Annotated in this window: 26 protein-coding genes, 1 tRNA gene, 1 pseudogene and 1 riboswitch; of the genes and pseudogenes, 11 read left to right on the top strand and 17 right to left on the bottom strand. The window is 70.1% G+C overall.

All coding sequences use genetic code 11. The features are described from left to right. Window positions 1-69 precede the first annotated feature (69 nt). Window positions 70-1,056: an Lrp/AsnC family transcriptional regulator gene (locus ACIQMV_RS12020; RefSeq protein ID WP_402592553.1), complete on the top strand. Its 987-nt coding sequence runs from the start codon at window positions 70-72 to the stop codon at window positions 1,054-1,056. Window positions 1,057-1,119: 63 nt separating this feature from the next. On the opposite strand, the gene ACIQMV_RS12015 is transcribed toward ACIQMV_RS12020, so the two are convergent. Both ACIQMV_RS12015 and ACIQMV_RS12010 read right to left on the bottom strand, forming a co-directional pair. Continuing rightward, entirely contained in the window at window positions 1,120-1,317 is a 198-nt protein-coding gene (locus tag ACIQMV_RS12015) for a DUF1737 domain-containing protein (RefSeq protein ID WP_402592552.1), read from the bottom strand. Window positions 1,318-1,433: 116 nt separating this feature from the next. Then, window positions 1,434-1,907 carry a carboxymuconolactone decarboxylase family protein gene (locus ACIQMV_RS12010; RefSeq protein WP_402592551.1) on the bottom strand — a complete coding sequence of 158 codons (474 nt, stop codon included), beginning with the start codon at window positions 1,905-1,907 and terminating at the stop codon, window positions 1,434-1,436. A 225-nt stretch (window positions 1,908-2,132) separates the two neighbouring features. Here ACIQMV_RS12010 and ACIQMV_RS12005 point away from each other — a divergent pair, with 225 nt between their 5' ends. From ACIQMV_RS12005 to ACIQMV_RS11995, 3 genes are all read left to right on the top strand, one after another. Beyond that, window positions 2,133-2,441, top strand: coding sequence for a hypothetical protein (locus ACIQMV_RS12005; protein ID WP_402592550.1), 309 nt, complete (start codon window positions 2,133-2,135; stop codon window positions 2,439-2,441). A 146-nt stretch (window positions 2,442-2,587) separates the two neighbouring features. Continuing rightward, window positions 2,588-3,142, top strand: a complete 555-nt coding sequence (locus tag ACIQMV_RS12000; RefSeq protein ID WP_402592549.1) for a DUF2269 family protein — start codon at window positions 2,588-2,590, stop codon at window positions 3,140-3,142. A 34-nt stretch (window positions 3,143-3,176) separates the two neighbouring features. After that, entirely contained in the window at window positions 3,177-3,695 is a 519-nt protein-coding gene (locus ACIQMV_RS11995) for a levansucrase (RefSeq protein WP_402592548.1), read from the top strand. Window positions 3,696-3,760: 65 nt separating this feature from the next. Here ACIQMV_RS11995 and ACIQMV_RS11990 read toward each other — a convergent pair whose 3' ends face one another. From ACIQMV_RS11990 to ACIQMV_RS11975, 4 genes are all read right to left on the bottom strand, one after another. After that, window positions 3,761-4,921: an LPXTG cell wall anchor domain-containing protein gene (locus tag ACIQMV_RS11990; protein ID WP_402592547.1), complete on the bottom strand. Its 1,161-nt coding sequence runs from the start codon at window positions 4,919-4,921 to the stop codon at window positions 3,761-3,763. Between the two features lie 235 nt (window positions 4,922-5,156). Continuing rightward, a complete protein-coding gene (locus ACIQMV_RS11985; protein ID WP_402592546.1) occupies window positions 5,157-5,699 on the bottom strand; it encodes a carbonic anhydrase in 543 nt (180 codons plus the stop codon). Window positions 5,700-5,758: 59 nt separating this feature from the next. After that, a complete protein-coding gene (locus tag ACIQMV_RS11980) occupies window positions 5,759-7,237 on the bottom strand; it encodes an MFS transporter (RefSeq protein ID WP_402592545.1) in 1,479 nt (492 codons plus the stop codon). Between the two features lie 157 nt (window positions 7,238-7,394). After that, complete coding sequence (locus tag ACIQMV_RS11975) at window positions 7,395-8,714, bottom strand: DUF445 domain-containing protein (RefSeq protein ID WP_402592544.1); 1,320 nt, start codon at window positions 8,712-8,714, stop codon at window positions 7,395-7,397. A 202-nt stretch (window positions 8,715-8,916) separates the two neighbouring features. Between ACIQMV_RS11975 and ACIQMV_RS11970 the strand changes: the two genes are divergently transcribed. Next, window positions 8,917-10,248, top strand: a complete 1,332-nt coding sequence (locus ACIQMV_RS11970) for an SGNH/GDSL hydrolase family protein (RefSeq protein ID WP_402592543.1) — start codon at window positions 8,917-8,919, stop codon at window positions 10,246-10,248. Between the two features lie 25 nt (window positions 10,249-10,273). Here ACIQMV_RS11970 and ACIQMV_RS11965 read toward each other — a convergent pair whose 3' ends face one another. The 4 genes from ACIQMV_RS11965 to ACIQMV_RS11950 all read right to left on the bottom strand — a co-directional run bounded on the left by ACIQMV_RS11965 (window position 10,274) and on the right by ACIQMV_RS11950 (window position 13,710). Next, entirely contained in the window at window positions 10,274-10,963 is a 690-nt protein-coding gene (locus ACIQMV_RS11965) for a DUF1707 domain-containing protein (RefSeq protein WP_141360567.1), read from the bottom strand. 9 nt (window positions 10,964-10,972) lie between these two features. Beyond that, window positions 10,973-11,998 (bottom strand): ATP-binding cassette domain-containing protein, encoded by a 1,026-nt coding sequence (locus tag ACIQMV_RS11960; protein WP_402592902.1) that lies wholly within the window; start codon window positions 11,996-11,998, stop codon window positions 10,973-10,975. A 79-nt stretch (window positions 11,999-12,077) separates the two neighbouring features. Beyond that, window positions 12,078-12,917 carry an ABC transporter permease gene (locus ACIQMV_RS11955; RefSeq protein WP_253266161.1) on the bottom strand — a complete coding sequence of 280 codons (840 nt, stop codon included), beginning with the start codon at window positions 12,915-12,917 and terminating at the stop codon, window positions 12,078-12,080. Next, on the bottom strand, window positions 12,910-13,710 hold the full coding sequence (locus ACIQMV_RS11950) for an ABC-2 family transporter protein (protein WP_172632956.1): 801 nt from the start codon (window positions 13,708-13,710) through the stop codon (window positions 12,910-12,912). The genes ACIQMV_RS11955 and ACIQMV_RS11950 overlap by 8 nt, the downstream gene beginning before the upstream one ends. Window positions 13,711-13,935: 225 nt before the next feature. Between ACIQMV_RS11950 and ACIQMV_RS11945 the strand changes: the two genes are divergently transcribed. Continuing rightward, complete coding sequence (locus tag ACIQMV_RS11945) at window positions 13,936-16,386, top strand: transglycosylase domain-containing protein (RefSeq protein WP_402592542.1); 2,451 nt, start codon at window positions 13,936-13,938, stop codon at window positions 16,384-16,386. Here ACIQMV_RS11945 and ACIQMV_RS11940 read toward each other — a convergent pair. From ACIQMV_RS11940 to ACIQMV_RS11930, 3 genes are all read right to left on the bottom strand, one after another. Continuing rightward, complete coding sequence (locus tag ACIQMV_RS11940; protein WP_141360565.1) at window positions 16,370-16,690, bottom strand: multidrug efflux SMR transporter; 321 nt, start codon at window positions 16,688-16,690, stop codon at window positions 16,370-16,372. The two genes, ACIQMV_RS11945 and ACIQMV_RS11940, sit on opposite strands and share 17 nt — an antisense overlap. A gap of 38 nt (window positions 16,691-16,728) precedes the next feature. After that, window positions 16,729-16,804: riboswitch (guanidine-III (ykkC-III) riboswitch) on the bottom strand. Between the two features lie 96 nt (window positions 16,805-16,900). Next, window positions 16,901-17,257 (bottom strand): co-chaperone GroES, encoded by a 357-nt coding sequence (locus tag ACIQMV_RS11935; RefSeq protein ID WP_141360564.1) that lies wholly within the window; start codon window positions 17,255-17,257, stop codon window positions 16,901-16,903. Window positions 17,258-17,311: 54 nt separating this feature from the next. Next, window positions 17,312-17,641: a DUF3618 domain-containing protein gene (locus tag ACIQMV_RS11930; protein WP_141360563.1), complete on the bottom strand. Its 330-nt coding sequence runs from the start codon at window positions 17,639-17,641 to the stop codon at window positions 17,312-17,314. A gap of 143 nt (window positions 17,642-17,784) precedes the next feature. Between ACIQMV_RS11930 and bcp the strand changes: the two genes are divergently transcribed. From bcp to ACIQMV_RS11910, 4 genes are all read left to right on the top strand, one after another. Continuing rightward, on the top strand, window positions 17,785-18,252 hold the full coding sequence (gene bcp / locus ACIQMV_RS11925) for a thioredoxin-dependent thiol peroxidase (RefSeq protein WP_141360562.1): 468 nt from the start codon (window positions 17,785-17,787) through the stop codon (window positions 18,250-18,252). A gap of 139 nt (window positions 18,253-18,391) precedes the next feature. Then, entirely contained in the window at window positions 18,392-19,042 is a 651-nt protein-coding gene (locus ACIQMV_RS11920) for an HNH endonuclease (RefSeq protein ID WP_402592541.1), read from the top strand. Next, window positions 19,039-19,713, top strand: coding sequence for an HNH endonuclease (locus ACIQMV_RS11915; protein ID WP_402592540.1), 675 nt, complete (start codon window positions 19,039-19,041; stop codon window positions 19,711-19,713). The genes ACIQMV_RS11920 and ACIQMV_RS11915 overlap by 4 nt, the downstream gene beginning before the upstream one ends. Then, window positions 19,713-19,796, top strand: a tRNA-Leu gene (locus tag ACIQMV_RS11910). Before ACIQMV_RS11915 ends, ACIQMV_RS11910 begins: the two co-directional genes overlap by 1 nt. A 51-nt stretch (window positions 19,797-19,847) precedes the next feature. Here ACIQMV_RS11910 and rdgB read toward each other — a convergent pair. The 3 genes from rdgB to ACIQMV_RS11895 all read right to left on the bottom strand — a co-directional run bounded on the left by rdgB (window position 19,848) and on the right by ACIQMV_RS11895 (window position 21,523). Then, on the bottom strand, window positions 19,848-20,450 hold the full coding sequence (rdgB, locus tag ACIQMV_RS11905) for an RdgB/HAM1 family non-canonical purine NTP pyrophosphatase (protein WP_402592539.1): 603 nt from the start codon (window positions 20,448-20,450) through the stop codon (window positions 19,848-19,850). Window positions 20,451-20,464: 14 nt separating this feature from the next. After that, on the bottom strand, window positions 20,465-21,202 hold the full coding sequence (gene rph, locus ACIQMV_RS11900) for a ribonuclease PH (RefSeq protein ID WP_402592538.1): 738 nt from the start codon (window positions 21,200-21,202) through the stop codon (window positions 20,465-20,467). A gap of 87 nt (window positions 21,203-21,289) precedes the next feature. Continuing rightward, entirely contained in the window at window positions 21,290-21,523 is a 234-nt protein-coding gene (locus tag ACIQMV_RS11895) for a glucose PTS transporter subunit EIIB (RefSeq protein WP_141360559.1), read from the bottom strand. 320 nt (window positions 21,524-21,843) lie between these two features. Between ACIQMV_RS11895 and ACIQMV_RS11890 the strand changes: the two are divergent. Then, window positions 21,844-23,097: pseudogene (locus ACIQMV_RS11890) on the top strand (PTS transporter subunit EIIC). A 145-nt stretch (window positions 23,098-23,242) separates the two neighbouring features. Here ACIQMV_RS11890 and ACIQMV_RS11885 read toward each other — a convergent pair. After that, window positions 23,243-23,995, bottom strand: coding sequence for an MBL fold metallo-hydrolase (locus ACIQMV_RS11885; protein WP_402592537.1), 753 nt, complete (start codon window positions 23,993-23,995; stop codon window positions 23,243-23,245). Window positions 23,996-24,005: the final 10 nt, after the last annotated feature.

Here is a 24,005-nt window from a genome sequence, read left to right as displayed (position 1 = left end):
CCCGAACGACTTAGTCTCGGCAATGACTCCCCGGATATTCAGTGGAAACAAGCATGTGAGAGGTGATCATTGGCGGATTCAGGCAAGCCCGGTGAAGCGGCGCCGTCGGCTCTGGACGCGCTGGACCACGCCATCCTGCGGCTGCTGGCCCGCGACCCCAGGGCCGCCTGGGCGGATGTGGCGGGCCGCCTCGAGGTGCACGAGCGCACCGTGGCACGCCGGCTGGACCGGCTCATCGGTTCCGGCCTGGTGCGGTTCACGGCGTTCCTGGTACCCGAGTACCTGGGCGAGGGACTGGTCGTGGAGCTGGCGGTGCGCTGCGCGCCCGGGACGTTGCACGCGGTGGCCCTCGCGCTCGCGCGCCGCCCGGACACGCGCTCCGTGGACGTGGCCACCGGCTCGCCCGAGGTACTGGCCGAGGTCCTCGTGCCGGGCCCCGAGCAGCTCCTGACCACGGTGGACGGATCGATCGCCGGCATTCCCGGTGTCACCGACGTGCACACGGCGGTGGTCCTACGGCTCCTGCTGACCGCCAACGACTGGGACCCGTACCGCCAGGAGCCCACGCCGTCCCGCCGTCGCGTCGCCGAGGGCGGGGCCCTGCCCGAGCCGCTGGTCGTCGACGAGCTCGACCGCCATCTGGTGGCTCTGCTCGAGCGGGACGCGCGCATCCCCATGGCCCGGCTCGCCCGCGAGCTGTGCGTGAGCGAGACCACGGCCCGGCGCAGGCTCGCCCGGCTCATGGACTCGCACGTGCTGCACCTGCGTCTGCACACCGAGCCCGGTGTGCTCGGCTTCCCCGTCGAGGCCCGCTTCCGGCTCTCCGTCGAACACCGCGCGCTGGACACGGCCGTACGCCGCCTGGCCCGTGAATCCGACGTACGGCACCTGGTCATCACCACCGGCCGGGCGAACGTTCTCGGCTACTCCAGCCACCGCTCGGCCCAGGACGTGCACGACTTCACCACGCGGGTGTTCGCGGAACTGGACGGAGTGACGGGGGCGGAGGCGGCGCTGTTGCTGCGTTCGTACAAGAGAGCCGGGGTGGTCGTCTGACCGGCCCCGGAACCGGCCGCACGGCCCGGGCGTGACTCTCGGCTCGCCCGGGCACGGACGTCCCTATCCCCGCTCCTGCGGCCCCGTCGGCCAGACCACCGCCTGGGCGACGATGACGTTCTCGCCGTTGAAGGTGAGGGCCGGGCCTTCGTGGAGTCGGTAGCCGAGGTCGAGCGCCTCGCTCACGCGGCGGCAGAACGAGGCGTCGTCCGGGCCGGTCAGGACCCGGTAGCGGGGCAGTCCGTCTGGTGGTGTGGTCATGGGGAAAGGGTCTCAGGCCGGCTCGACGGGTCCTCGGGCGGGCCGTTGAGGCCGACGAGCGGGCCGACGAGGTCGACGGGCGAGCCGTCGCAGTCGACGGGGGCCCGGGTACCGGGTCAGCCGAACATGCCCGGTTCGTAGTCGCCCGCGGGCTGCTGGACGATGACGTTCAGGCGGTTGTAGGTGTTGATCATGGCGATGAGGGTGACCAGGGCCGCCAGTTGGTCCTCGTCGTAGTGCTTGGCGGCGTCGGCCCAGGCCTCGTCGGTGACACCGCCCGCGGCGTCGGCGATGCGGGTGCCCTGCTCCGCCAGTTCCAGGGCGGCGCGCTCGGCCTCGGTGAAGACCTTGGCCTCGCGCCAGGCGGCGACCATGTTGAGGCGTACGGCCGTCTCGCCGGCGTGGGCGGCGTCCTTGGTGTGCATGTCGAGGCAGAAGCCGCAGCCGTTGATCTGGCTGGCGCGGATCTTCACCAGTTCCTGGGTCGAGGCCGGGAGGGGCGAGTCCGTCACGGTCTTGCCCGCGGCGTTGATCTGACGGAGGAACGTGGCCGCGAGGGCGTTGCCGAAGAGGTTGAGACGAGCTTCCATGCTGGGCTCCTTGTAAAGGTTCGCGCTGCTTCGTTCTGGTTCGTGCTGCTTCGCTTGCTTTCGCTTACACACCTACGACGGGCCCGGTCCGCGATGTGTGACAGACCCGCCGAGGCGATCGACGTGACCTGCGTCTCACCATTCGGCGGGGATGGCAGGCCCCCGTCAGTCCACCGCCTGACGTGCGGGTTAGCCTGGTTTGTCCTACGAGAGCGGGAGGCAGTGATGGCCAGGGTTCCTGCGGCAGTGGTCGCCGCGAGTGGGCTCGTCGGTGGGTACGGCGTGGCCCGGTGGACCGGGAAGCGGGAGTGGGGCGGGGCCGTACTGGCGGTCGCCGGGGCCGCGTCCGCGTGGCAGTGGCGGCAGCGGGCCGGCGGGAAGGCGGCAGGGGCGCTCACCGCCGCCTACGTCGCCGCCTTCGCCGGGTCGCATCCGCTGGCCAAGAAGGTGGGCGCCTGGCCGTCCGTGTTCACGGTCGCGGGTGCGGTCGCCCTCGCCTCCTGGGCCGTGGCCGACCGGCGGGACGCCCGCTAGGCCACCGCTGGGCCCGGCCTCCCGGAGGGGGTGGGCAAGGCCGCCGATCGTCCGCGCCGGGGGTGGTGGCGGCGGTGGCGGGAATCCGTTGATCCCTGTCACTCCCGCCACTTCTTCAAGATCGGCCCGGTGTCTAGCGTCGAGGCGTGACCAAGTTCCTTCTCGCCGTGCACGTCCTGGCCGCGATCGTCGCCATCGGGCCCGTCACCGTAGCCGCCAGCATGTTCCCGCCCGCCGCGCGCCGGGCTCTGGCCTCGCCCGAGGACCCGCGGGCAGTGGAGACCGTGCTGTTGCTGCTGCGCATCTGCCGGGTCTACGCCGTCGTCGGGGTCGCCGTCCCGGTGTTCGGGTTCGCCACGGCCAAGAACATGGGCGTGCTCGGCGACACCTGGCTGATCGTGTCGATCGTCCTCACCGCGCTCGCCGCCGTCGTCCTCGTCGCGCTGGTGCTGCCCCGGCAGACCGCCATGGCCGAGGCCCTGGAGGAACGGCGGGTGGCAGAGGGCACCGACGGCGCTGACGGCGGGGACGGCGGCGCCGCGACGACCACCACCACCGTCACCGCCCCCACGACCGCCGCCCCCACCCTGAGCCCCAGGGCCACCGTTCGACTCGCCATGTTCACCGGCCAGTTCAACCTGTTGTGGGCCGCCGTGACGGTCCTGATGATCGTCAGGCCGGGCTCGACGACGGGAGCCTGACGGACGACGCCACGGCGGGCATAGGATCCCGCTCATGTATGAACAGGAGTTCGGGCAGCAGCAGTCGGGGGCGGGGGCCTACCTCGCCGGCCTGGAGGGCCGGCTGCGGGCCGACGGTTGCGGCACCCGGTGGGAGGACTGGCACGGGATGCCCGTCCTCGTGGGACGCCGTTCCGACTTCCGGATGCTCTGGGTGGCCACGAATCTGCACCTGTTCACGGTGGCCGCGGCGGTCCCCGAGATCACGGTGGGCACCATCAGGGACTTCACCTACGGGGTCCTGAAGTACGCCAAGGACACCAAGGGCGGGCTGCCCGTGGGCCTCCAGACCGGGGTCGGCGCCTTCCCCGTCCTGGTCAGCGAGAACGTCGATCCGGCCGCCGTGCTGTGGGCGGAGGAGCAGCAGCGCAACAAGTTCGCCTGCATGGCCCGGCCGGTGGTGGTCGACAGCGGGCGGGGCCATGTGGGCATGTACCGCGGCAAGCCCGTCTTCGGCCGGGTCTACGCGTCCCACTTCATCGAGAAGGGCACGCGGTACTTCTACGGCGGCTGACCCTACGGCGCCGAGACGGCCGACCGGTTCCTTCGATGAGGCCGGTGCGGCCGCCTCGTCGTGCGTCAGGCTGTGGTGCCGGCGCCCGTGGCCTTGCGTCGGCGGACTACGTAGACCGCGCCGACACCGGCGCAGACCGCGAGGCCGCCGGCCAGGGCGATGGCAGGGAGGGCGGAACCGGCGCCGGTCTGGGCCAAGTGGCCGTTCGAGTTCGTCCCGTTGGTGACGGTGGCGGTGGGCGTCGGCGTGTTCTCGTTCCTGCCGCCCTGGGGCTCGGTCCCGGATTTGGTCCCGGGCTCGGTCCCGGGTTCGGTCTCCGGCGGGTTGCCTGTGTCGGTACCGGCCGCGTCGATGTTGAACTCGGAGGTGATGTCCGTATAGGAGGAGCAGGAGTTGCCGTCGTCGTCGGTGTACCAGCCAGAGGTATCGACCTCGCCGATTCCGGCCGGCGCGTCGCCGGCCACGCTCATGCGCATGTCGACGGTCAGGGACTCGTGGGCCGCGACATCAACGGTGACGAAGCGGCCGGCGCTCCACTGGCTCCCCCACTGGCCCAGGTCGACGTCCGCCCACGTCCCAGCGGCCGGGTGCTTGTACTGGAAGGCGAGGTACTTGTACGCGGACTTACGGGTCTCAAAGTCGTATGTCCTGGTGCTGATGCCGAGTTCGAGGCTCTTGATGTCATGGTCGCTGTCGTTGATCACGTGGAGCGTGAAGGGGTGGAACCCGCTGCCGGCGACGACCGTATGGGGAAAATCGCGCCCCACGGGGATGAACAGCTTGTTGTTGCTGTGGTAGGGACCGCACCAGTTACCGGTTGGCTCGTCCTCGCCCTTCGGGCCGTCCGAGCCGGGCTTGGAGGGGTCCTCGGCAGCGTTCTCCCTGCCCTTGCCTGCCTCGTCCTCACCGGCCGAGCCGCCCTGGCCTTCGCCGGCCGAACCGTCCGCGCCGGTACCGGTACCGGCCTTCTCACCGCTGTCCCCGACGGAGCCCGGCCCACCGGGACCGGTGCTGTCGTTCGCGTCGTCGGACGGGGTCGAGTCGCCCGTGGGCGGGGTCGAGTCCCCCTCGGTCGAAGAGGAATCGTCCTCGGCGACGGCGGTGACCGTCGTCGCGCTCGCGGGTGAGGCGTCATCCGTCGCATACGCGCCCGGCGCTGTGAGAAGTACGGCCGGGGCCATGGCGGCCGTCGCCGCCGCGAGAGTCAGAGAACGACGGAACTTCATGTTCACCTCGGTGACATCAGTTATCAACGTGATGCATTCATGACCACGCACCTCGGCAAAGGGTTGTGCAAGTCCACGAGCTTCCGTCCCGCGTGGCGGTAAGAGGCTGTCACGGCTGATGTCCTGAGTCAGAGATCCTTCGAGCGGGTGCCGGACGGCCGGGAACCGGTCTGTCGGACGCAGCTGCCTCCGTCTCGCCGCCGGACCGGGTCTGCCGGGGCCGACCGTGTCCCGCTCAGCCGGGCTGCACGACGGTGGTGATCACCCCTGTCCCGAGGTCGTAGGCGTAGCCGCCGATTTTGATGTCGCCGATGGCCGACGCGAGTTCGGGTGCCGAGCGCAGCCTGGCGATGTCCTTCTGGACCGTCTTGGACGGCTCCAGGACGGCCATCTCCAAGGAGGTCTGTTCGTCCCAGCCGCCGCGGGCGGCGTAGCCGGCGCGCAGATCGTCGTCGGCGAGCAGTCCCGAGCCGCAGTCGGTGTGGTGGATGACGGCGATCTCGAACCAGTCCGCGTCGGGGGTCTTGTTCTCGTGCAGGTGCACGATCCAGGCGAGGTCCTTGATGACCGCCGGCGTCACGCGGCCGCCGACGTTACGTGCGACGATCGCTTCTCCAAGCCGGACGCCCAGCACCGCCGCGGGCTCCACGCGCGGATCGATGCAGATGATCAGGTACAGCTGCTTGAAGGGGATGAACGGGACCTGGGGGACGTCGGCCTGGGCACCTGAGGCCGCGAAAGTCCGGTTGCGCTCCAGGTACGGGGTGAAGTTCGACATGGCTGGTTCCTTCAGGACGTGGTGACAGCCTGGGGTTGTGCGACCCGCCCGAACGAGAGCTAGGGCAACGCCTCCGCCTCCGGTGCCTGCACCGCCGTCAGCGGTGTGGCGATGTCCTCCAGGGAGCGGCGTTCGGCCTTGACCGCGAGGAAGGCGGCGACCAGGCCCGCCGCGCACATCAGGGCGGCGCCGATCTGGAAGGCGAGGACCGTGTCGCCGATCCTGCCGGTGCTGGTGAGGTCGGCGAAGAGGAGCGGGCCGCTGATACCGCCGGCCGCGGTGCCGAGGGCGTAGAAGAAGGCGATGGACATCGCCCGGGTCTCCATCGGGAAGATCTCGGAGACGGTCAGGTAGGCGCTGGAGGCGCCGGCCGAGGCGAAGAACAGGACCACGCACCAGCAGGCCGTCAGCGTGCCGGCGCTCAGCGTGCTGCGGCCGAACAGCCAGGCCGTGCCGAACAGGAGCAGGCCGGACAGCAGGTAGGTGGAGGAGATCATCACCCGGCGGCCGGCCGTGTCGAAGAGGCGGCCCAGCAGCAGCGGACCCAGGAAGTTGCCCGCCGCGATGACGGCGAAGTAGTAGCCGGTGTGGTCCGAGGGGACGTGGAAGAACTTGGTGAGGATCGCGCCGAAGCCGAAGGTGATGGCGTTGTAGAGGAAGGCCTGGCCGATGAAGAGGGAGAAGCCGAGGACGGCGCGCCTGCGGTAGTCGGCGAAGACCGTGCGAGCGATCTCGACGAAGCTCACGCTGCGGCGCTGGTGGATCGTGATCTCGCCGCGCGGCTCGGGCAGCGGCTCGCCCCGCTCGGTTTCGATCCGGTCTTCGATATCGGTCACCACCTCCTCCGCCTCCCGGTCCCTGCCGTGGATCAGCAGCCAGCGCGGGCTCTCCGGGACGTGCCTGCGGACGAGAAGGATCACCAGGGCGAGGACGGCGCCGAGCGCGAACGTCAGCCGCCAGCCCACGTCGGCGGCCAGGATGCCGGTGTTCAGGGCGAGGATCGACAGCAGGGAACCGCCGACGGCGCCCACCCAGAAGCTGCCGTTGATGATCAGGTCGACGCGCCCGCGGTACGCGGCGGGGATCAGTTCGTCGATCGCGGAGTTGATGGCCGCGTACTCGCCGCCGATGCCGAAGCCGGTCAGAAAGCGGAAGAGGAAGAACCACCAGGCCTCGAAGGAGACCGAGGTCAGGGCGGTGGCCGCCAGATACACCGCGAGGGTGATCATGAAGAGCTTCTTGCGGCCGTAGCGGTCGGTCAGGCGGCCCCAGAAGAGGGCCCCGACGCAGGCGCCCGCCACATAGAGGGCGGCCGCGGTGCCCGTGACCTGTGCGGAGCTGATCGACAGGCCGCTGCCGGGCTCGGACAGACGGCTGGCGATGTTGCCGACGACCGTGACCTCGAGACCGTCGAGGATCCACACGGTGCCGAGACCGACGACGATCGTCCAGTGCCAGCGCGACCACGGAAGGCGGTCCAGGCGGGCGGGAATGGCGGTGGTCACGGTACGGCCGGTCTCGGCCTCGGCGGTGGCCATGGGCTCCCTCCACGACGAGCGGAACGCCATGCGAGTTCCCCCGAACCGCGTGGATCACGCCCCGGTGACGGCCGACCGGCCCAAGCCCGGACCCGACGCGACAGGCGGGAATGCGACGACAGGGCCCGGAGGCCCCGTCCCGTCCGTCACCGAGGCCCTACGCCCCCATGGCCCGCGTCACCGCATAGATCACCACTCCCGCCAACGACCCCACCACCGTGCCGTTGATGCGGATGAACTGGAGGTCGCGGCCGATGTGGGCCTCGATCTTGCGGGTGGTGTGCTCGGCGTCCCAGCCGGCCACGGTGTCGGTGATCAGGGAGGTGATCTCCTTGCGGTAGGTCGTCACCACGTAGACCGCCGCGCCCTCGACCCAGGAGTCGACCTTGCCCTGCGTCTTGGAGTCCTCGGCCATCCGGGCGCCCAGGGACAGCAGCGAGGCACGGACCCGCAGGCGCAGCTCGCTGCGCTCGTCCTCGGCCGCCGCGACGATCATGGACCGTACGGCCGTCCAGGCGGAGGCGATCAGGTCCTGCACCTCGCCGCGGCGCAGCACCTCGCCCTTGAGCCGCTCGATACGCGCGCGCGTGTCCGTGTCGGACTGGAGGTCGGAGGCGAAGTCGGTGAGGAAGCGGTCGAGCGCGCCGCGCGCCGGGTGCGAGGGCATGTCCCGCATCTCGGTGATGAAGCGCAGCAGCTCCTTGTAGACCCGCTCGCCGACCTTCCTGTCGACGAACCTCGGCGTCCAGCCGGGCGCGCCGCCCTGCACGGCGTCCATCACGGAGTCGCTGTGCAGCACCAGCCAGTCGTGCGCACGGGAGACGACCAGGTCGACGACCCGTTTGTGGCCGCCGTCGGCGACGACCTTCTCCAGCAGCTTGCCGATGCCGGGCGCGATCTCCTGCGAGTTGGCTCTGCGGGTGATCGCCTCGCCGACGACGGCCTGGATGTCGGAGTCGCGCAGCACGGTCAGGGCGCCGCGCAGCGCGGTGGCCAGTTCCGCGGTCACCCGGTCCGCGTGCTCCGGCTGGGCGAGCCAGGCGCCGAGGCGGCTGCCGATGCCGACGGCACGCAGCCGCTGCCGTACGACGTCCTCGGAGAGGAAGTTCTCGCCGACGAACTCGCCCAGTGAGATGCCGAGCTGGTCCTTCTTGGTCGGGATGATCGCGGTGTGCGGGATGGGCAGGCCGAGGGGATGGCGGAAGAGGGCGGTGACCGCGAACCAGTCGGCGAGCGCGCCGACCATGCCGGCCTCGGCGGCCGCGGCGACGTACGCCGTCCAGGTGCCGGCGCCCGCGTTCTCGCCCCACTTGGCGAGCACGTACACCACGGCGACGAACAGCAGCAGCCCGGTGGCGGTCAGCTTCATGCGGCGCACCCCGCGGCGCCGCTCCTCGTCGGCGGGGCTGAACACGGTCATCGCGCGCTGGGAGACGGCGTCCCCCGTTCCCCGGCCGGCCTGCGTCGTCTGTTCCATCCACTCCACCCGTTCGGTGATCCCGCAGACAATTGTCCCTTCCTGACCGACTCCCGGAACGGAACAAGAGTTCCCGGCGTCTGTCCGGAGGGGGGTTCGGCAGGATCCTGCCGATTCTCCCCGGGCTCATGGCCCACCATGTGCCCATCAGAGCGGAGTCCCGGGGCTCCGGCCGGCGTCGCCCGAGGAGAGCATCGCCCGCATGACCAGACGCCACGGTTACGCCCTGCTGACCGCGATCGTCGCACTGATCGTCGTCGTCTCCGCCGCCATCTACGCCGGGATCGCCTCCGGCACCGGCCGCCTGGCCGACGCCCCGGCCGCCGGCCGTGCGCCGGGCCATTCCGCCGCTCCGGCCTCCTCCGGCACCTGGGTCGCCACCTGGGCCACCTCACCGGCCGCCGCCGAACCCGGCACGGCGACCAACGGCATGGCGGGCCGCTCGGTGCGCAACGTCGTGCACACGAGCGTCGCCGGGACGAGTGCCCGGATCACGCTGTCCAATCTCTACGGCCGGGCGCCGCTCAACGTCACCCACGCCTCGATCGCCGTCGCCGCCGGTGACGCCACCGCGGCCGCCGCCACGCGCACCATGCGGCGGCTCACCTTCGCCGGCGCCCGCTCGGTCGTCGTACCGGCCGGCGGGCAGGTGACGAGCGACTCCGTGCGCATCGCCGTACCGCGGGGCGGCGACGTCCTGGTCACCACCTACTCCCCCACCTCGTCGGGCCCGGTCACCTACCACCCGCACGCCCGCCAGATCTCCTACGTCGCCCAGGGCGACCGCACCGAGGACGTGACCGGAACGCCGTACACGGAGCGGACGAGCGTCTGGCGCCATCTGACCTCGCTGGACGTGCTGAGCGACGAGGCCCAGGGGACGGTCGTCGTCCTCGGCGACTCGATCACCGACGGCGTCACCGCCACCGTCGGCGCCGACCGCCGCTGGACCGACGTCCTGTCCGGCCGGCTGTGGGCGGCGGTCGAGGACGGCCGGGACGTGCCGCGCTACAGCGTCGTCAACGAGGGCATCAGCGGCAACCAGGTGCTGTCCGACGGGCTCGGGCGGCCCTCGGACAACCCCAGCGGGCTGAGCCGGTTCGAGCGGGACGTGCTGGAGCGGGCCGGTGCCAAGGTCGTCGTCATCGACCTCGGCATCAACGACATCCTGCGCGATCCGCGACTCGCCGACCCGCAGCGGATCACCGGCGGGCTGCGCACGCTGGTGACGCGGGCGCACGCGCGCGGGCTGAAGGTCGTCGGGGCGACGCTGATGCCGTTCGAGGGACACCGCGGGTACACGCCCGCCCGGGACGCGGTACGGCAGCAGGTCAACGCGGAGATCCGCGGCGGGCAGGTGTTCGACGCGGTGGTCGACTTCGACAGGGCGCTGCGGGACCCCTACGCTCCGCGGCGGCTGCGGGGCGACTACGACTCCGGGGACCATCTGCACCCCAGTGACCTCGGATACCGCGAGATGGCCGAGGTGTTCGAGCTGAAGCTGCTGAAGAAGGCGGGGCAGGCACAGCTGTAGGGCGCGCCGCGGTGGGGTGCCGCGGCTACTCGAGCCTGCGGCGTTCCTCCCTGCGCTCCAGCCTCTCCCGGCGGCGCTGCTCCTTCAGGCGGCGCCGTTCCTCCTCGGTGATCTTCCGTCTGACGCCCACGCCGCCCCAGAAGGCCACACCGGTCACGATCACGCGCGGGGCGCCCGGCTCGCCGTGCACGCCGTCCTCGCGGTGGTCGAAGCCACCCATGATGCCGATGCCGCGCACCACCACCTCGACGCCGGGCGGCACGATCACATCCATACCGCCCATGATCGCCACGCAGTTGATCACGACCTCGTGGTCGGCGAAGTTGGCGTCGCGCAGGTCGATGCCGCCGCCGCCCCAGAAGGTGAAGCAGTTGAACCGCTTGGGCACGGTCCAGCGCCCCTTGCGCTCGAACCCGCCCATGATGGCGACGGCCCACGACGAGGACCCCTCGCCGCCGACCACCCGCGACGCCCAACTGCCGTCCCGCGCCGGCTGCTTGACCATGTTCACCGCCGGGGCGACCACCCCGGGCACGGGCAGGTCCCGGGTGAGCGGCGCGAGTTCGCCGTACGTGCGCGCCTGGTACGCCGCCTCCAGTCGCTCCTCGAACTCGGTCATGTCGAGCCGCCCCTCGGCGAGGGCGTCCCGCAGATGTTCGACGACTCGTTCACGATCGGCGTCGGAAGCGCGAAGCTCCGGCAGGTCCTCCGTCATGGCAGCAGCCTACGAGACCGCTTTCTCGGCGTACATCCTCGCGATGACCGCCTCGATGTCGGGCTCCCGCACCGACAGGTCCACCAGCGGGTACTCCGCCGCGATCCGCGCCACCAGGGGCGCCGCCGACTCGGCCGCCGGGAAGGCCAGCCACTGCCGGGGCCCCTCGACCCGCACCACGCGCGCGGACGGCAGCTCGATCGGCGGCAGCTCTCGCTCCAGGTCGACCACCAGGGTGCGTTCGCTCTCGCCCGCCTCGCGCAGGCCGGTGAGGGGGCCGTCGTACATCAGGCGCCCGTGGTCGATGACCATCACCCGCGAGCACAGCTGCTCGATGTCCTGGAGGTCGTGCGTGGTCAGCAGCACCGTCGTACCGCGTTCGGTGTTCAGGTCGCGCAGGAACCCACGGACCTTGGCCTTGCTGATGACGTCCAGGCCGATGGTCGGCTCGTCCAGGTAGAGGACCTCCGGGTCGTGCAGCAGGGCCGCCGCGATGTCGCCGCGCATCCGCTGGCCCAGCGAGAGCTGCCGCACGGGGACGTCCAACAGCTCGCCGAGTTCGAGGAGTTCGACACAACGGTCGAGGTTGTCGCGGTAACGGCCGTCGGGGATCCGGTACATGCGGTGCATCAGCCGGTAGGAGTCGATCAGCGGCAGGTCCCACCACAGGGTCGTCCGCTGCCCGAACACCACGCCGATGCGCCGGGCGAGCCGGGTCCGCTCGCGGGAGGGGTCGATGCCGGCGACCCGCAGCCGGCCGCCGCTGGGCGTCAGGATGCCGGTGAGCATCTTGATCGTCGTCGACTTGCCCGCGCCGTTCGGGCCGATGTAGCCGACCATCTCCCCGCGCGCCACGCTGAAGGAGATCGAGTCGACCGCCCGCACCTGCCGCCGCTCGCGCCTCAGGAACCCGGTCTTCTTCCGCACGTCGAAGACCTTCTCGACCCGGTCGAGTTCGATGAGACCACCGCCCGCGCCGTCCTCGCTGTCCGCGCCGCCCACACCGTCCCTGCCCTCCACACCGTCCACCGTCATCGCCATGCGCCCTGTACGCCCCTTCTCCCCTTCGCCCCTTTGGATCCCGTCAGTTCCCATCAGTTCCCGTCAGTTCCCGTCAGTTCCCGGTGCTCCGATACGACCGCAGCCCCACCCGCCAGGCCGCCCCCGCCAGCGCGCAGCACGCCACCGCGACCAGCGGCGGCGCGAACGCCGTCCACCGGGGCAGGTCGAGCGGATACGGCCGCCCCAGCACGTACAGCGCCGGCAGCCAGTTGACGAAGGCCAGCGGCAGGACGAACGTCACCCCGCGCACCAGCTCCTTGGCGAACACCGTCGGCGGGTACTGGAGCAGCGTGGTGCCCCCGTAGGTGAACGCGTTCTGCACCTCCGAGGCGTCCTGCGCCACGAACTGGAAGGCCGCCCCCGCCACGAACACCGCGCAGAAGATCGCGCAGCCGCTCACCACCATCACCGGCATCAGCAGCAGCTTCAGCGGCGTCCAGTCGACGTCCAGCCGTGACATCGCCCAGCCCAGCACCAGCACCCCCTGCGTCACCCGGCCCAGCCGACGCAGCGCGAACCGGTCGGCGGCCACCTGCGCGAGCACCGGCGCCGGCCGGACCAGCAGCGTGTCGAGCGTGCCGTCGCGCACCCGCCGCCCCAGCCGGTCCATGGAGCCGATCGCCAGATCGGCGAGCCCGAAGGCGGTGGCGGACAGCCCGTACAGGAAGGCGATCTCCGGCAGCGCGTAGCCGCCGAGCGCGTCGACGCGGGAGAACATCAGCAGGATCGTCACGAAGTCCAGCCCGGTCGCCACGAAGCTCCCGGCGGTGGTCATGACGAAGGAGGCGCGGTAGGCCATCGTGGAGCGGATCCACATCGCGGCGATCAGGCGGTAGGCGCGCAGCCCCTCCACCAGCCGGTTGCCGGCCGGGCCCGCGGTGGACTCAGCCACCCTGCACCACCACCCGCCGCGTCGCCGCCGACTGCACCAGCCGCCCCGCCGCCAGCAGCGCCACCGCCCACGCCCCCTGGAACACGTACGTGCCCAGCGGGTCCGCGTGCCCCAGCAGGATGTCGGCGGGGGCCTGGAGCAGCGACGACCACGGCAGCGCCCGGACCACCTCGCCCAGCGCGCCCGGGAAGACGTTCAGCGGCAGCAGCATCCCCGAACAGAAGTACCCGGCCAGCCAGGCCATCTGCGCCACGCCCGCGCCGTCCAGCAGCCAGAACGCGCTCAGCGCCACCAGGAAGCGGATCCCGAAGCCCACCAGCAGCGCCAGCGGCACCGCCCCGAGGAACGCCGCCCAGACCAGCGGGTCCGACGGCAGGGCCACCGGGAAGAACAGCGCCCCGAACACGAAGGGCAGCACCCCGCGGCCCAGCAGCTGGAACATCGCCCGGCCCGCGTCGGCCGACAGCCACCACAGCTGGAGGTCGGCCGGCCGGTACAGGTCGACGGCGATGTCACCCGTTCGGATGCGTTCCATCAGCTCGTCCTCGACGCCGCCCCCGCCGATCGCGAGGGCCGCCAGGAACGCCTGCCCCAGCCACACGTACGTCACGGCCTGCGCCTGGTCGTATCCGCCCAGGTGCGGTCGGACATCCCACAGCGCGAGGTACGTGTACACCAGGATCAGCCCGAATGCCGTATTGGTGAACACCCCGGCCGCCGTCGCCGCCCGATACGTCGCGTACCGTCTGAATCCCCCCGCCGCGACGGCCGCGTACAACCGTCCTGCGCCCACGTACACCGCCTCCCAGGCCACGACACCGAAAGCGCGGGAGCCTAATGCGTGCCGGGCGTGACATGCCACGCATTTTCCGGCCCGGACAAATGCCCGGGACCGGGAACGGAACGGTTGCTGCGAGAGTCTTCACCTGGGGGCGCCGAAGGCGCATGACGGCGTACGGGGACGTACGCCGTGACACGTACGGGGACGTACGACGGGAAACAGGAGTCCGAGCACGACATGAGTGACGAGCCGCAGCAGCCGAACCAGGGCGTGGCCGACCACCAGCCACCGGCGGCACCCGAGACCGGGGGCGAAGCGGAGAGCGGTCCAGGGAGCGAGGCGGAGAACGGGACGGGCGGCGGAAAGGCCGGACGGCCCCGGCGCACCGGCTGGCGCCGTGCCGTGCCGACCTGGCGGATGGTGCTCGGCGGCTTCCTCACCGCCATGCTGCTGGTCATCGGCGCGTTCCTCATCGGCTACTCGCTGGTGCAGATCCCGCCCGCCAACGCCATGGCCGTCAAGCAGGCCAACGTCTACCTGTACGCCGACGGCTCCGAGATCGCCCGGGACGGCGAGATCAACCGGGAGAACGTCACGCTCTCCCAGGTCTCCAAGGACGCCCAGCACGCCGTGCTCGCCGCCGAGGACCGCGACTTCTACACCGAGTCCGCCATCGACCCCAAGGCGATGCTGCGGGCCGGCTGGAACACCGCCCTCGGCAAGGGCAAGCAGTCCGGTTCGACGATCACCCAGCAGTACGTGAAGAACTACTACCTGGGCCAGGAGCAGACCGTCACCCGCAAGGTGAAGGAGTTCTTCATCGCGATCAAGCTGGACCGCACCGAGTCCAAGAACGACATCCTCGAGGGCTACCTCAACACCAGCTACTTCGGCCGCAACGCCTACGGCATCCAGGCCGCCGCCCAGGCGTACTACGGCGTCAAGGCCCAGGACCTCGACCCGGCCCGCGCCGCCTACCTGGCCGCACTGGTCAACGCGCCCAGCGAGTTCGACGTCGTCGCCCACCCGGAGAACAAGTCCGTCGCCCTGGCCCGCTGGAACTACGTCCTGAACGGCATGGTCAAGAAGGGCTGGCTGAGCGCCTCGCAGCGGGCCGGCATGAAGTTCCCGATGCCCAAGGAGGCCACCGTCCCCACGGGCATGTCCGGGCAGCGCGGCTACATCGTCCGCGCGGTCAAGGAGTACCTGGCCGAGCACAAGATCCTGAACGAGGACCAGCTCTCCGCGGGCGGCTACCAGATCACCACCACCCTGGAGAAGAAGAAGCAGGACGCCCTGGTCAAGGCCGTGGACGACCAGGTGATGAGCAAGCTCGACCGGAAGAACCGCAAGGTCGACACCTACGTCCGGGCCGGCGCCGCCTCCATCGACCCGAAGACCGGCGAGCTCGTCGCCATGTACGGCGGCATCGACTACGTCAAGCAGTACACGAACAACGCCACCCGCCGGGACTTCCAGGTGGGCTCCACCTTCAAGCCGTTCGTGTTCACCTCCGCCGTCCAGAACGGCTCCGCGACCCAGGACGGCCGCACGATCACCCCGAACACCTACTACGACGGCACCAACAAGCGCCCCGTCCAGGGCTGGAGCGGCTCCTACGCCCCCGAGAACGAGGACCAGCGGTCCTACGGCAACATCACCGTCCGCGAGGCCACGGACAAGTCCGTCAACGCGGTGTACGCGCAGATGGCCGCCGACGTCGGCTCCGACAAGGTCAGGGACACCGCCATCGCCCTCGGCCTGTCGGCCGACACCCCGTCCCTGACCCCCTCCCCGTCCATCGCGCTCGGAGTGGCCACCGCCAGCGTCGTCGACATGGCCGACGCCTACGCCACACTCGCCAACCACGGCAAGCACGCCCCGTACACGATGATCAAGAAGATCACCAAGGACGGCACCGACACCGTCGAACTGCCCAAGCGCACCGAGATCCAGGCGATCACCCGTGAGGCCGCCGACACCACCACCTCGATACTGCGCAGCGTCGTGCAGAACGGCACCGCCACCGCCGCCCAGGCCGCCGGCCGGCCCGCCGCCGGCAAGACCGGCACCGCCGAGGAGGACACCGCGGCCTTGTTCGCCGGCTACACGCCCGAACTCGCCACCGTCGTCTCGGTCATGGGCCAGGACCCGGTCACCGCCCATCACAAGCCGCTCTACGACGCCATGGGGCTGGCCCGTGTCAACGGCGGCGGGCCGCCCGCCCAGATCTGGGCGCAGTACACCGGGGACGCCCTGAAGAACACCCTGGTCACCGACTTCGACCTCCAACTCCAGCCGGGCGCCGACCAGATCCAGCCGCCGCCCTCGGAGCCCGACGAGAACCCGGGCGACGGCGGGCAGGACGACAGCGGCACGGCCGACCCCGGCGGCCAGGACCCGGGACAGGACCAGGGCCAGGACCAGGGACAGGGCGACGGCGGCACGGGTGACACCGGCGGCGGCGACCCCACCACCGGCGGGGCCGACGCCGGCACCCCGCCGGGCGGCCCCACCGACCCGGGCTCCGGGGACGTCGGAGGCACCCCGCCGGGCGGCCCGGGAGCCTCGCCCGGCGGAGGCAACGCCGGCACCCCGGGCAACGCGGGCGGGAACGCGGGTGCCGGTGCCCCCGGCGACGGCGGCACCGGCACCGGCCTGCAAGGCGTGTTCAGTGACCGGACGTGACCTTGAGTCCCACCACGGCCACCAGCAGCAGACACACGAAGAAGATCCGGGCGGCGGTCGCCGGCTCCCCCAGCACCACCATGCCGATCACCGCCGCACCGGCCGCCCCGATGCCCACCCACACGCCGTAGGCGGTGCCGATGGGCAGGGAGCGGGCGGCGTACGACAGCAGAACCATGCTGGTCACGATCCCTGCGCCGGTGAGCACGCTGGGCAGGGGGCGGGTGAAGCCGTCGGTGAACTTCATCCCGATCGACCAGCCCACCTCCAGCAGACCGGCGAGAATGAGCAGGACCCAGGCCATGACAGGCACCTCCGGGACGACGTCAGGACATGAACGGGCGTGCGTCGTCTTTGCGTTCATCCCGGTACGGCGCGTCTCGTCGGGTTGGACCCGAGGCTAGCAAAGGAACGACAAAGGGGCTGGTGACCATGGTCACCAGCCCCTCGGCGGTCGGCCTTCCGAAGCCGTCGTCACAACGTCGCGCGGGACGTCCCAGGACGTCCCGAACCGCTACAGATACAGGCCGGTGGAGTCCTCCGAACCCTCGAACCGGTCCGCGGCCACCGCGTGCAGATCACGCTCGCGCATGAGCACGTACGCGACCCCGCGCACCTCGACCTCGGCACGGTCCTCCGGATCGAACAACACCCGGTCCCCCGGCTCGACGGTCCGCACGTTCTGCCCCACCGCGACGACCTCGGCCCAGGCCAGCCGGCGTCCCACCGCCGCGGTCGCGGGAATCAGGATGCCACCGCCCGAACGCCGCTCGCCCTCGCTCGTGTCCTGCCGGACGAGCACCCGGTCGTGCAGCATCCGGATGGGCAGCTTGTCGTGCTGGCTGCTGTGCTCATTTCTCTTGGCGCTCACGCCTCGAACCTACCTGCCTTCGGCACGTCGTCACGCGGTGGGGCGTCGTGCCGCTCAGCGGCGACGCCGGCGGGCGCCCATAGCGAGCAGTCCGACCAGGCCGACGGCGACGAGCGCGACCGGTACGACCCGCTCCAGGCGCGGGGCGCCCTCCTCGTCCACGAACTGCGCCCGCACATCGCTCACCACCCGGTTGACCTGCACGTAGGCCCGCCCGAGCGTGTGGTCGATGTTGGAGGCGACCTTGGCCTTCGCGTCCCCGACGATGGTCTTCGGGTGCACGCGCACCCCGATCTCGTCGAGCGTCTCGGCCAGCACCTCGCGGCGGCGCCTGATGTCCGCCTCGATCTCAGCCGGGGTTCTGGTGTCCGCGGTGTCCGCCACCGTGCCGCCTCCGAAGTCAACTGATGCCTGTTCGGGACAGTCTGTCAGTTCTCGCTCCGACCGCACTGCCAGCACCCCCGGTTACCCTCGGAGCGACACGGTATCCGCACGCACGCTGCGCACGCACGAGGAGACGAGCTTCCATGACCGAGCGACTCCAGCCCGGGGACGTGGCCCCCGCCTTCGCCCTCCCCGACGCCGACGGCAAGGAGGTGTCGCTGGCCGACCACAAGGGCCGGAAGGTCGTCGTCTACTTCTACCCGGCCGCCCTCACCCCCGGCTGCACCAAGCAGGCCTGCGACTTCACCGACAACCTGGACCTGCTGGCGGGCGCGGGGTACGACGTGATCGGCATCTCCCCCGACAAGCCGGAGAAGCTCGCGAAGTTCCGCGACAAGGAGTCCCTGAAGGTCACGCTGCTCGCCGACCCGGAGAAGAAGGTCCTGGAGTCCTACGGCGCCTTCGGCGAGAAGAAGCTCTACGGCAAGACCGTCGTCGGCGTCATCCGCTCCACGATCGTCGTCGACGAGGAGGGCAAGGTCGAACGAGCCCTCTACAACGTGAAGGCCACGGGCCACGTGGCCAAGATCATCAAGGACTTGGGGATCTGAGGGCCGCTCCCGCCACTTGTACGGCCCGCACCGGGGTGCCCGGTGCGGGCCGCTCCGCATCCCGTACGTGACTGTCCGATAACCGGTTCGTTACTCCGTGCGAGGCCACGAACGCGCGGCCGGAATCGGAGGGGATTCGATGGGTGCCAGTCCGTACACCAGAGAACGGCTGGAGGAGGCGGCGCGGACGTCGCGGACGTTGTCGGAAGCGTTGGAGCGGTTGGGGGTGGATCCAGGAAGTTCGACGAGGCACTACATCCGGGAACGGATGAGGAAACTGGGCGTGGATACGTCGCACTTCGAGCGGGAGGGTGTGCGGTGGACCAGGGAAGTACTCCAAGCAGCAGTCTCGGCGTCGACGAACATGTGCGAGGTACTGCGCCATCTCGGGTTGGAGATCGTCGGAGGGCAGCACACGCACATCAGCCGACGTGTCACGGCGTACGGTCTCGACACCTCGCACTTTCAGGTGCCGACGCGAGGTGGCGACGCCAGGCCCCGTCGGACTCCAGGCGCCGTGCTCGTCGAACTGCGGGACACTCAAGCCCGGCGAGTCCCGAGCGACCGCCTCAAACGAGCGCTGCTCGCTCATGGCCTGGAAGAGCGCTGCGTCCTGTGCGGCATCGAGGCGGTGTGGCAGGGGCAATCACTGCCGCTGGAGGTCGACCACATCAACGGCAATTGGCGCGACAACCGCATCGGCAACCTGCGCCTCCTGTGCCCCAACTGCCATTCCACAACGGACACATACCGGGGACGCGGCACCATCCGTGACAGACGTGACCGATGAGCAGCGGTCTGCAATACACCGGTGAGCGGCTGGAGGAAGCCGCCGCAGAGTGCTCCGACATCGACGAGGTCATCGGCCTTCTCGGCACGCGGCCATACGCCGGCCTCCGGCGGTATCTCATGAAGCGGTTCACCGACTTCGGCATTGACGTATCGCACTTCAGCCCCTGCGGCAGGCGTCCCCAGCCCACGTACGACGAACTGCGTGGGGTGATCGCTGAGTCGGCATCCCTCACAGAGGTGCTGCAACGCTTGGATCGTCCCGACAACCACTGGCAGCGTGCGCTGCTGCGCCAGTGGATCGCCGAAGAGGGCATCTCAACCGCCCACTTCCTCGGGCAGGGGCACCGGCGTGGCAAGCGGAGCCACAACGCCAGAGGCCCCGAGGACATCCTGGTCCACCATGACGGGAAGCGTCGGACAGGCACCGCGCTGTTACGTCGTGCCCTCCGGGACATCGGAGTACCGGAACGCTGCGCAGGTTCTGGGGTCGGCCCCGAGTGGCTCGGGAACCCCATGACGCTGGAGGTCGACCACATCGATGGAGACCGGAGTGACGACCGGAGGGAGAATCTGCGCCTACTGTGCCCCAACTGTCATGCGATCACCAACACCTGGTGCAGGGGAGGCGGAAGGCGACGGGTGGCTCCCGGTACGATGGCAGACGGCTAGCGGCGGTGGCGCAATGGCGACGCAGCAGACTTAGGATCTGTGGCCCTTGATCGGGCTTGAGGGTTCGAATCCCTTCCGCCGCACATGAACGGCCTGCGAATCGAAGGATCGATGCGCAGGCCGTTTCTGTGTGCTCAGCCCAGCAGTTCCCGCACCACCGGTACCAGGGCGCGAAATGCCTTGCCGCGGTGGCTGATCGCGTTCTTTTCCTCGGGGGTCAGTTGCGCGCAGGTGCGGGTCTCCCCGTCGGGCTGGAGGATCGGGTCGTAGCCGAAGCCGTTCGTGCCCGCGGGCTCGTGGCGCAGGGTGCCGCACAGTTGCCCCTCCACCACCCGCTCCGTGCCGTCCGGCAGGGCGAGGGCCGCGGCGCAGGCGAAGTGGGCGACGCGGTGGTCGTCGGCGATGTCCGAGAGCTGGGCCAGGAGCAGGTCGAGGTTGGCCTTGTCGTCGCCGTGGCGGCCGGCCCAGCGGGCCGAGAAGATACCGGGGGCGCCGCCGAGGACGTCGACGCAGAGGCCGGAGTCGTCCGCGACCGCGGGGAGGCCGGTGGCCTGGGCCAGGGCGTGGGCCTTCAGCAGGGCGTTCTCGGCGAAGGTGACGCCGGTCTCCTTGACGTCGGGGACGTCCGGGTAGGCGTCGGTGCCCACGAGTTCGTGGGGCAGGCCCGAGTCGGCCAGGATCGCCCTGAGTTCGACGATCTTGCCGGAGTTGCGGGTGGCGAGGATCAAGCGGGTCATGCGGGGCTGCTCCTCTACTTCGCCAGGGCCGTCTCGAGTGCCGTGCGCTGGATCACCGTGAGTTCGGCGCAGCCGGCCACGGCGAGGTCGAGGAGGCTGTTGAGTTCCTCGCGGGCGAAGGGTTCGGCCTCCGCGGTGCCCTGGACCTCGACGAAGCGGCCGTCACCGGTGCAGACGACGTTCATGTCGGTCTCGGCGCGGACGTCCTCCTCGTAGCAGAGGTCGAGCAGCGGCACACCGCCGACGATGCCGACCGAGACGGCGCTGACGGTGCCGGTGAGCGGCTGACGGCCGGCCTTGATCAGCTTCTTGCCGCGGGCCCAGGCGACGGCGTCGGCGAGGGCGACGTAGGCGCCCGTGATGGCCGCGGTCCGGGTGCCGCCGTCGGCCTGGAGGACGTCGCAGTCCAGGACGATGGTGTTCTCGCCGAGTGCCTTGTAGTCGACGACCGAGCGCAGGGAGCGGCCGATGAGGCGGGAGATCTCATGGGTACGGCCGCCGATCCTGCCCTTGACCGACTCGCGGTCGCCGCGGGTGTTGGTGGCACGGGGCAGCATGGAGTACTCGGCGGTGACCCAGCCCTCGCCGCTGCCCTTGCGCCAGCGCGGAACGCCTTCGGTGACGGAGGCGGTGCAGAAGACCTTGGTGTCGCCGAAGGAGACGAGGACGGAGCCCTCGGCGTGCTTGCTCCACCCGCGTTCGATGGTGACCGGGCGGAGTTGTTCGGGGGTGCGGCCGTCGATACGAGACATGGCGTCGAGCGTAGTCCCCCATGGAGATGGGGCTCCTGCCGGATCGGGAAGAGCCCCTTGAAGGTGGACCGCGGCTGCCCGCGGCGTTTACATCATGTCTTCGATCTCCGCGGCGATGGGGTCGGCGTCGGTGCCGATGACGACCTGGATGGCGGTGCCCATCTTGACGACGCCGTGAGCGCCGGCGGCCTTGAGGGCGGTCTCGTCGACCAGGGAGGCGTCGTGCACTTCGGTGCGGAGCCGGGTGATGCAGCCCTCGATCTCGTCGATGTTCTGGATGCCGCCCAGCCCGGCGACGATCTTCTCAGCCTTGGTGGCCATGTTCCTTCTCCCTGATCCGAACCGCTTTGTCGCAGTAACCCATAATTGGCCCATCTTTGCGAGCGGTCGTGCCATGGGTGCAGAATGGTGCGCTCATGGCAGCGGAACCGTCCGCCGACTGGTCTACACCAGCGTAGGCACGGGGGCCAAAACGAGGCTCGACGCCCACCGCTTGCCCTTCATTACCGACCCTGACCCCAAATCCACACGGTGCGTAGTGGTCCGGTCGCGAGAATCGCGGGTTCCGGGGGCCCCCTTCATCGTGCTACAACAGGTCTACACCAGTGAGTGGTGTAGACCACCACCCGATGGAGGACGTCATGACCACCGCCAGCGCGACATCGACGGCGGCGCCCGCGAAAAAGCGGGGTTCCGGCCTGTTCCAGGGCCTTCAGAAGGTCGGCCGCAGCCTTCAGCTGCCGATCGCCGTGCTGCCGGCCGCGGGCATCCTGCTGCGTCTGGGCCAGCAGGACGTGCAGGACAAGCTGCACCTGCCCGACAAGGTCACAGCGGTGTTCGCCACGGCCGGCGGCGCGATCTTCGACAACCTGCCGATGCTGTTCTGCCTCGGCGTCGCGATCGGTTTCGCCAAGAAGTCGGACGGCTCCACCGCGCTGGCCGCCCTGGTCGGTTTCCTGGTCTACAGCAACGTCCTGTAGGCCTTCCCGCTGACCGAGCAGCACATCGAGGGCGGGAAGATAGTCGAGGCCACCTACAACAACCCCGGGGTGCTCGGCGGCATCCTGATGGGTCTGCTGTCGGCGGTGCTGTGGCAGCGCTACCACCGCAAGAAGCTCGTGGACTGGCTCGGCTTCTTCAACGGCCGCCGGCTGGTGCCGATCATCATGGCGTTCGTCGGCACCGCGATGGGTGTCTTCTTCGGCCTGGTCTGGGAGCCGATCGGTGAGGGGATCTCCAACCTCGGCGAGTGGATCACCGGCCTCGGCGCTCTCGGCGCCGGCCTGTTCGGTCTGATCAACCGCGCGCTGATCCCGGTCGGCATGCACCAGTTCGTCAACACGGTCTCCTGGTTCCAGATCGGCGACTTCAAGAACGCGGCCGGTGACATGGTCCACGGCGACCTCAACCGCTTCTTCGCCGGTGACCCGACCGCCGGTCAGTTCATGTCGGGCTTCTTCCCGATCATGATGTTCGGTCTGCCGGCCGCCGCCCTCGCGATCGCCCACTGCGCCCGTCCCGAGCGGCGCAAGGTCGTGACGGGCATGATGGTCTCGCTCGCGCTCACCTCCTTCGTGACCGGTGTGACCGAGCCGATCGAGTTCGCGTTCATGTTCATCGCGCCGTTGCTCTACGCGATCCACGCGGTGCTGACCGCCGCCTCCATGGCGATCACCTGGGCGCTCGGCGTGCACGCCGGCTTCACCTTCTCCGCCGGCTTCATCGACTACGCCCTCAACTGGAACCTGGCGACCAAGCCATGGCTGATCATCCCGATCGGCCTGGTGTTCGCGGCGATCTACTACACGGTGTTCCGCTTCGCCATCATCAAGTTCAACCTCCCCACCCCCGGCCGTGAGCCCGAGGAGGAGACCGAGGCGCTCACCAAGGCGTGAGCCCGGCCACGACGTGAGAAGGCCCCCGGAGTTCCATGACTCCGGGGGCCTTTCGTGTCCTGGGCCCAGGGCCTCTCGTTTGGATCACGCCGGGCTCGCGGGCCCTGGCACCGCGCCCTGATCCGGCCTGATCCAAACAAAAACCCTAGATGTCGTACGACGCTCCGGGCGCCGCCAGCTCCACCGGGCCGGCGTAGGCCGCGCGGGCGTCGGCGAGGTTGATCTGCGGGTCGGTCCACGGGGGGATGTGGGTGAGGACCAGGCGGCGGACTTTGGCGCGCGCGGCGGTCTCACCTGCCTCGCGGCCGTTGAGGTGCAGATCGGGGATGTTCTCCTTGCCGTCCGTGAAGGCGGCCTCGCACAGGAAGAGGTCGCTGTCCCGGGCGAGTTCCTCCAGCGCCTTGCTCACCCCGGTGTCCCCGGAGTACGTCAGCGCCCGCCCGCCGTGCTCGACGCGGATGGCGTAGGCCTCCACGGGGTGGGCCACCCGCTCGGTGTGCACGGTGAAGGGGCCGATCTCGAAGGTGCCGGGCTTGACCGTGTGGAAGTCGAAGACCTCGCTCATCGAGGAGGCCGTGGGGGTGTCGGCGTAGGCGGTGGTCAGCCGGTGCTCGGTGCCCTCGGGCCCGTACACCGGGATGGGGTCGCAGCGGCCTCCGTCGTACCGGTAGTAGCGCGCGACGAAGTAGCCGAGCATGTCGATGCAGTGGTCGGCGTGCAGATGACTCAGAAAGATGGCGTCGAGGTCGTAGAGACCGCAGTGGCGCTGCAGCTCGCCCAGGGCGCCGTTGCCCAGGTCGAGAAGCAGCCGGAAGCCGTCGGCCTCGACGAGGTAGCTCGAGCAGGCCGATTCCGCGGACGGGAACGACCCCGAGCAGCCGACGACGGTGAGCTTCATGAAGCAGAAA

It is taken from the genome of Streptomyces sp. NPDC091412 (assembly GCF_044756885.1).
Taxonomy (GTDB): Bacteria; Actinomycetota; Actinomycetes; order Streptomycetales; family Streptomycetaceae; genus Streptomyces.
This window is presented reverse-complemented; position numbering and strand designations above follow the sequence as displayed.